The sequence below is a fragment of the Alitiscatomonas aceti genome (assembly GCF_025567195.1).
Taxonomy (GTDB): Bacteria; Bacillota; Clostridia; order Lachnospirales; family Lachnospiraceae; genus Alitiscatomonas; species Alitiscatomonas aceti.
In genome coordinates, this window is sequence record NZ_JAOQJF010000010.1 from 14,531 (window position 1) to 21,388 (window position 6,858).

General features: G+C 54.6%; 3 protein-coding genes. 2 read left to right on the top strand and 1 reads right to left on the bottom strand.

The window, feature by feature from the left end; translation table 11 throughout:
* Positions 1-557, bottom strand: a 557-nt coding sequence (locus OCV69_RS06780; protein WP_262563033.1) for a hypothetical protein, incomplete at its 3' end; no start/stop codon positions are given.
* On the opposite strand from OCV69_RS06780, the gene OCV69_RS06785 reads away from it, so the two are divergent.
* A complete protein-coding gene (locus OCV69_RS06785) occupies positions 556-900 on the top strand; it encodes a TnpV protein (protein WP_425609799.1) in 345 nt (114 codons plus the stop codon). The two genes, OCV69_RS06780 and OCV69_RS06785, sit on opposite strands and share 2 nt — an antisense overlap.
* Before the next feature lie 110 nt (positions 901-1,010).
* Positions 1,011-6,858 (top strand): SNF2-related protein (locus tag OCV69_RS06790; protein WP_262563034.1); only part of this gene is annotated, 5,848 nt, incomplete at its 3' end.

Here is a 6,858-nt window from a genome sequence, read left to right on the forward strand (position 1 = left end):
GAATCGCTCTGGTGGACGATTCCGGGGACAGACCTCGCCTTCGCTATGTTTTTGACATTTCCGACACCGGAACCCGTGAACATTCCCGCACTCCCTGGCTGTGGCAGCTGGAGGAGCGCCATCTGGATTCCGTGCAGGCCATGCTGGAGCGCACCTATGATGTTTCCGGTGATGACCTTGCCGGACAGCTCACTGAGGTAGCCGGAAAACTGGCTGAGGAATACTGGACGGAGCATCAGCAGGACTTCTTCTATATCGTTGACGGTTCCTTTTTGGAGGAATATGATGAGTTTAACATCGGAGTACAGTTCAAGGCAGCAGCCACCGTCAGCATCACTTACTCTTTGATGTCCCGCTGCGGACTGGAGCCGGAACGCTACTTCGACCACGAAGATTTCATGGCGATCTTTGATTTCAACACCCCGTCCACCATCGGGGCGCTGGGAACAGCGGTCAGCCAGATCAACCAGCAGGTGCTGCGGCAGATCGGCGTCACCGTCCGAAATGCAGAGCGCGAAGCCAACCAAGAAAGGAGCAAACAAGATGAACAATCCCATGACCTATATCCAGAACGGAGACTATCTGATTCCCGACCTGAAGCTGAGCCAGCAGCCGGAGAAACCCCTGGGCAAGTACGGCAGGATGAGGAAAACCTACCTGAAGGAACACCGTCCCATCCTCTACAACCAGATGCTACTGAGCGAGAAGCTGTACCCGCACCTTCTGGAGATCGACGAGACCGCCCAGAGCAGACTGGAGCAGATGATACCCCAACTGGCGAAGGAAGCGGGAGCCACCGAGGAACTGAAAGCCAGCGATCCCATGAAGTGGGTGGGGCTGATGAACACCTGCAAAGCCCAGGCCGAGGAAATCCTGATGGCGGAGCTTATCAACAGCTGACCCTAAACCTGTTCCTCTCCGAAGCAGAACAGATCCAATCCATAGATGAAGCAGAGAATGTAGCGCATACATCCTCTGCTTTTTCTTTTGCTCAAAATGACATCGACCATGTGCTGCGTTTGGGCGGCAATACAGACCGCCAGAGGGAGCGTGTGGTTGCAGCCTTTGAAAAACAGAAAACCACCGCTGAGATTGCCGGGATACTGAAAACGCTGTACCACGGCGGCAACGGCCTTGGCAGTGTGAGCGCATGGTATGCCGAGGATGGTATCCATCTTTCTCATGGGAAGTCTGTCCGTTATGACAGGTCTGCCCAGGTCATTTCCTGGGAGAGCGCCGCAGAGCGTATCGGGGAGCTTTTGGAGAGCGGACAGTTTGCCTCCAATGTAGAGCTTGCAGAAGCGGCAGGCTATGAACGATCCCTCCTCTCGGAAAAGCTCTGGCATCTGTATCACGATTTCAGCGAGGACGCCAGAGAAGCCGGATATTTGTCCAGCCTGTCAGAGATCAAAGGCAATGGGTTCCCAGAGGAGACCCGCCGCCTGACGGAGCAGCTGAGTGACCCAGCTTTCCGCCAGACCCTCAAGGAAGAATACGCTGCCTTCTGGACTGCCTATCAGCAGGATCGTGACCTGTTGCGTTTTCACTATCACAGACCGAGGGAGATCTGGGAGAACCTGAAGGACCTTGACCTGCCACGCAGGACTTTTTCTTCGGACCTTTCCCAAGTGCCAACCGTTCAGCACTTCATTACCGAGGATGAAATCGACGCCGCCATGACTGGTGGCAGCAGTTTCGCCGGAGGAAAAGGCCGTATCTATGCGTTCTTCATGGAAAACCACACGGACAAGGAAAAAGTGAGATTCCTCAAAGACGAGTATGGCATTGGCGGTCGCTCTCATGCACTGTCCGGCGCAACACACAGCGGCGAAGATCACGACGGAAAAGGACTGCACTATAAAAAGCAGGACTGCCCGGATGTTCACTTGAACTGGGAAAAGGTTGCCAAGCGAATTACCTCTCTTGTCCAGAAAGGCCGCTATCTTACCGAACAGGAACAGGCACAGTATGACAAGATCCAGTCTGAACAGGAACAGGCCGAAGAAGATGCCATTCAAGCCCAGCAGCCGGAGATGGAGGAAGAAACACCAAAGCCTACCCTTGGGGAGCAGTTTGAGCAGTATAAGCCTGTGGTGACTGCCGCCATTTCCGAGGATACCGCATATCGCAATGCCTGCGGGCATTCTGACCGTGAAAATGCTGTCATCGAGGGTAATGCCGCAGTGCGCCGTGCAGTCCTTGGTTCTAAGGATATGGAGCTGATCAGACTCTATTCGGATGTGCCGGAGTTCCGTCAGCGTTTACACCGGGAAGTGATCGACGAGACCTATCCAAAGCTCCATGAGCTTCTGCGCCCTCTTTCTCAGGAAGATATTGATACTGCCCTTTGTGCATGGAACGGCAATATCGAGAGTAAACACGCTGTTGTCCGCTATATGAAAGACCATGCAAGAGAAAAAGATACCGCCGCATGGCTGGCTCAGGAATACGGCGGCAGTAACAGCCTGTTCGTTGTCCGTGCTGGAAGCCCGGAGGAAACGCAGCTGCCCTGGCCGAAGGTACAGCGCAGGCTTGCCCAGCTCATTCAGGAGGACCGGTTCTATACCGAAGAAGAACAGGACCGTTTTGACGACATTGACCCAATTGCCATCCGGGAAGCTCTGGAGGAAAGAGGGATCGTCAACGGCCAGGTGGCAGACCCGGAAAAACTGGACAATGATCCGTTTATCCAACAGGTGATGTCGGATGTAGAGCAGATCGCAGCTGCTGAGACAGAGCAGACTTCCGAGGTTTCCATTTCCGATGAGGAATATGATGCAGTTCGCCGCCCAACTCCGCAAAGAACCTCCTATGACCCTGCCGCCCCGGTCTATGCCGTGGGCGATACCGTGTATATCGAGGATGACGCCTATCAGATCACCGAGCTGCGAGAGGACACCGTACAGCTTCTGCCCACCGGGATGGTATATCCCATCTACCGGGCAGAGCGCAAAGAACAGTTCGAGCAGCTGCTTCGGGCAGACCGCCGCAATGCTTACTATACCGAGTTTCTTCCTACTGACCCGGACAAGGCAGATCAGGACTTGCGGGATGTATTGGCTCATGGACTGATGGATGAAGCGGATAAAAAGCAGATTTCCACGCTGCTGCAATCCGGCAGGAGCAACAGCGAGATCGCCTACTGGCTGAGCAGAGCCTATTCCGGTGAGATCGAGACACTGAATCTGGAGACCGGCGATATTGCCGATTACCGTACCACGGCACAGGGCATAGAACTGGAAGTCATGGATGCAGAGGAAAAGCGTCTGGCTATGCTGTATTTCCGCTGGGATGAAGTTGCGCCTTTGCTGCGCGGGATGTATGCCCGTCAGCAGGACGGTTTTGGACAGGAACGCCCCGAACCGGCTGCCGAATCCCCGGCCTTCCATTCCGAGACCGTGGCCGTCTATCCGGGCGATAAGAACAATCTGCCTTATGATGTGGTGGTGGAACGACTGCATATCGAGGAGCCGGAGCCACCAGTCCCTGTGACAGAGTCGGAGAAAACCTTTGAGGAAGTGCTGGACGAACACCCGGTTTCCATTCAGGTCAATGGCCAGTGGCAGACCTTCCCCAATGCCAAAGCTGCCGAGGAAGCCTCCTATGAGGAATACAAGGCTAACCTGCGTCGCAATGCAAAAAACTTCCGCATTACCGATGAGCATTTGGGTGAAGGCGGTCCGAAAGCCAAGTTCCAGGCAAATGTCAATGCGATTCGTTTGCTGAAAGAGCTGGAAGCTGCCGGACAGCAGGCAAGCCCCGAACAGCAGGAGGTTCTTTCTCGATATGTGGGCTGGGGCGGTCTCTCTGATGCGTTTGACCCGGAGAAACCGGCATGGGCTTTAGAGTATGCCCAGCTGAAAGAGCTGCTGACCCCGGAGGAATATGCCGCCGGCAGAAGCTCCACCCTAAACGCCCATTACACCAGTCCTACGGTCATCAAAGCGATTTACGATGCTGTGGACCGTATGGGATTTGAAACCGGAAATATTCTGGAGCCATCTATGGGTGTGGGCAATTTCTTCGGTATGCTGCCGGAGGAAATGAGAAACAGCCGTCTGTACGGCGTGGAGCTGGACCCGGTTTCCGGGCGTATTGCAAAGCAGCTCTATCCCAAGGCGGACATCACAGTAGGCGGCTTTGAGACCACCGACAGGCGTGACTTCTTTGACCTTGCCATCGGCAATGTGCCTTTCGGCCAGTATCAGGTCAATGACAAAGCCTACAACAAGCTGAATTTCAACATTCATAATTACTTTTTCGCCAAAGCACTGGATCAGGTGCGTCCCGGCGGTGTGGTAGCTTTTGTGACCTCCCGCTATACTATGGACGCCAAGGATTCCACCGTGCGCCGCTATCTTGCCCAGCGTGCCGAGCTGCTGGGAGCCATCCGTCTGCCCAATGACGCGTTCAAAAAGAATGCCGGTGCCGAGGTGGTATCAGACATCATCTTTCTCCAAAAGCGGGACCGCCCGCTGGACATCGTGCCGGAATGGACCCAGACCGGACAGACGGAGGACGGGTTTGCCATCAACCGGTATTTTATCGACCACCCGGAAATGGTGCTGGGCAGACAGGAGCCGGTAAGCACTGCTCATGGTATGGATTACACCGTGAACCCCATTGAGGGACTGGAGCTTTCCGACCAGCTACATGATGCTGTGAAGTATATTCATGGCACTTATCAGGAGGCAGAGCTGCCGGAGCTGGGCGAAGGCGAAGCCATTGACACCTCCATTCCTGCCGACCCCAATGTGAAGAACTATTCCTATGCCATTGTAGACGGGCAGGTGTACTACCGGGAAAACAGCCGTATGGTGCGCCCTGACCTCAATGCTACTGCCGAAGCCCGTGTGAAAGGTCTTGTGGGACTGCGTGATTGTGTGCAGGAACTGATCGACCTTCAGATGGACGCAGCGGTTCCGGACAGCACCATTACTCAAAAGCAGGCGGAACTGAACAGCCTCTATGACAGCTTTTCTGCCAAATATGGTCTCATCAATGACCGTGCAAACCGTCTGGCCTATGCAGATGATTCTTCCTATTACCTGCTCTGTGCGCTGGAAGTCATCGACGAGGACGGAAAGCTGGAGCGCAAGGCGGATATGTTCACCAAACGAACCATCAAGCCCCATCAGGCGGTGGCTGTGGTGGATACGGCAAGTGAAGCACTGGCGGTGTCTATCTCGGAAAAAGCCTGCGTGGATATGAGCTATATGAGCCAGCTTACCGGAAAAACAAAAGAAGAACTGGCCGGAGAGCTGCAAGGCGTGATCTTCCGTGTACCGGGACAGTTGGAGAAAGACGGCACACCCCATTATGTGACTGCTGATGAATACCTTTCCGGCAATGTACGCCGCAAACTGCGTCAGGCGCAGCGGGCGGCACAGCAGGACCCGGTTTATGCAGTCAATGTGGAAGCTCTTACCGCCGCCCAGCCCAAAGACCTGGATGCGTCGGAGATCGAGGTGCGTCTGGGCGCTACCTGGATCGACAAAGAGTACATCCAGCAGTTTATGTATGAGACCTTCAATACTCCGTTTTATCTCCAGCGCAGTATCGAGGTCAACTATTCGTCCTTTACCGCTGAATGGCAGATCAAGGGGAAATCTTCCGTATCTTACAACGATGTGGCAGCCTACACCACCTACGGAACCAGCCGTGCCAACGCCTACAAGATTTTGGAGGACAGCCTGAATCTGCGAGATGTCCGTATCTATGACACCATAGAGGACGCAGACGGAAAAGAGCGCCGCGTGCTGAACGCCAAGGAGACCACCCTGGCTGCTCAAAAACAGCAGGCGATCCGGGAAGCCTTTAGGGACTGGATTTGGAAAGACCCGGAGCGCCGCCAGACTTTGGTGCGCCAGTACAACGAAGAAATGAACTCTACCCGTCCCCGCGAGTATGATGGCAGCCATATCACTTTTGGCGGCATGAACCCAGCCATTACCCTGCGGGAACACCAGAAAAGCGCCATCGCCCATGTGCTGTATGGCGGTAATACCCTGCTGGCACATGAAGTAGGCGCGGGCAAAACCTTTGAGATGGTGGCCGCTGCTATGGAAGCCAAACGCCTGGGCTTGTGCCAGAAATCTCTTTTTGTGGTTCCAAACCACCTGACCGAGCAGTGGGCGTCGGAGTTTTTGCGCCTCTATCCTTCCGCCAACATCTTAGTCACAACCAAAAAGGACTTTGAGACCCATAACCGCAAAAAGTTCTGCGCCCGTATTGCGACCGGTGAGTACGACGCCATCATCATGGGACACAGCCAGTTTGAGCGTATCCCCATCAGCCGGGAGCGTCAGGAACGGCTTCTCTATGAGCAGATCGACGAGATCACCGAGGGGATCGCAGAGGTGCAGGCCAGCGGCGGCGAGCGTTTCACGGTCAAGCAGCTGGAGCGTACCAGAAAGTCTCTGGAAGCCAGACTGGAAAAGCTGCAAGCCGAGGGACGAAAAGACGATGTGGTAACCTTCGAGCAGCTGGGTGTAGACCGATTGTTCGTGGACGAGGCCCACAACTATAAAAACCTGTTTCTATACACAAAAATGAGGAATGTGGCAGGCTTATCCACATCGGACGCGCAGAAATCCTCCGATATGTTTGCCAAGTGCCGCTATATGGATGAGATCACGGGAAACCGTGGCGTGATCTTTGCCACCGGCACACCGGTCAGCAACTCCATGACCGAGCTTTACACCATGCAGCGTTACCTTCAGTATGAACGCCTGCAAGAACTGAACATGACCCACTTCGACTGCTGGGCTTCCCGATTTGGGGAGACCGTCACAGCATTGGAGCTGGCACCGGAAGGCACCGGCTACCGGGCAAGGACGAGATTCAGCAAGTTCTTTA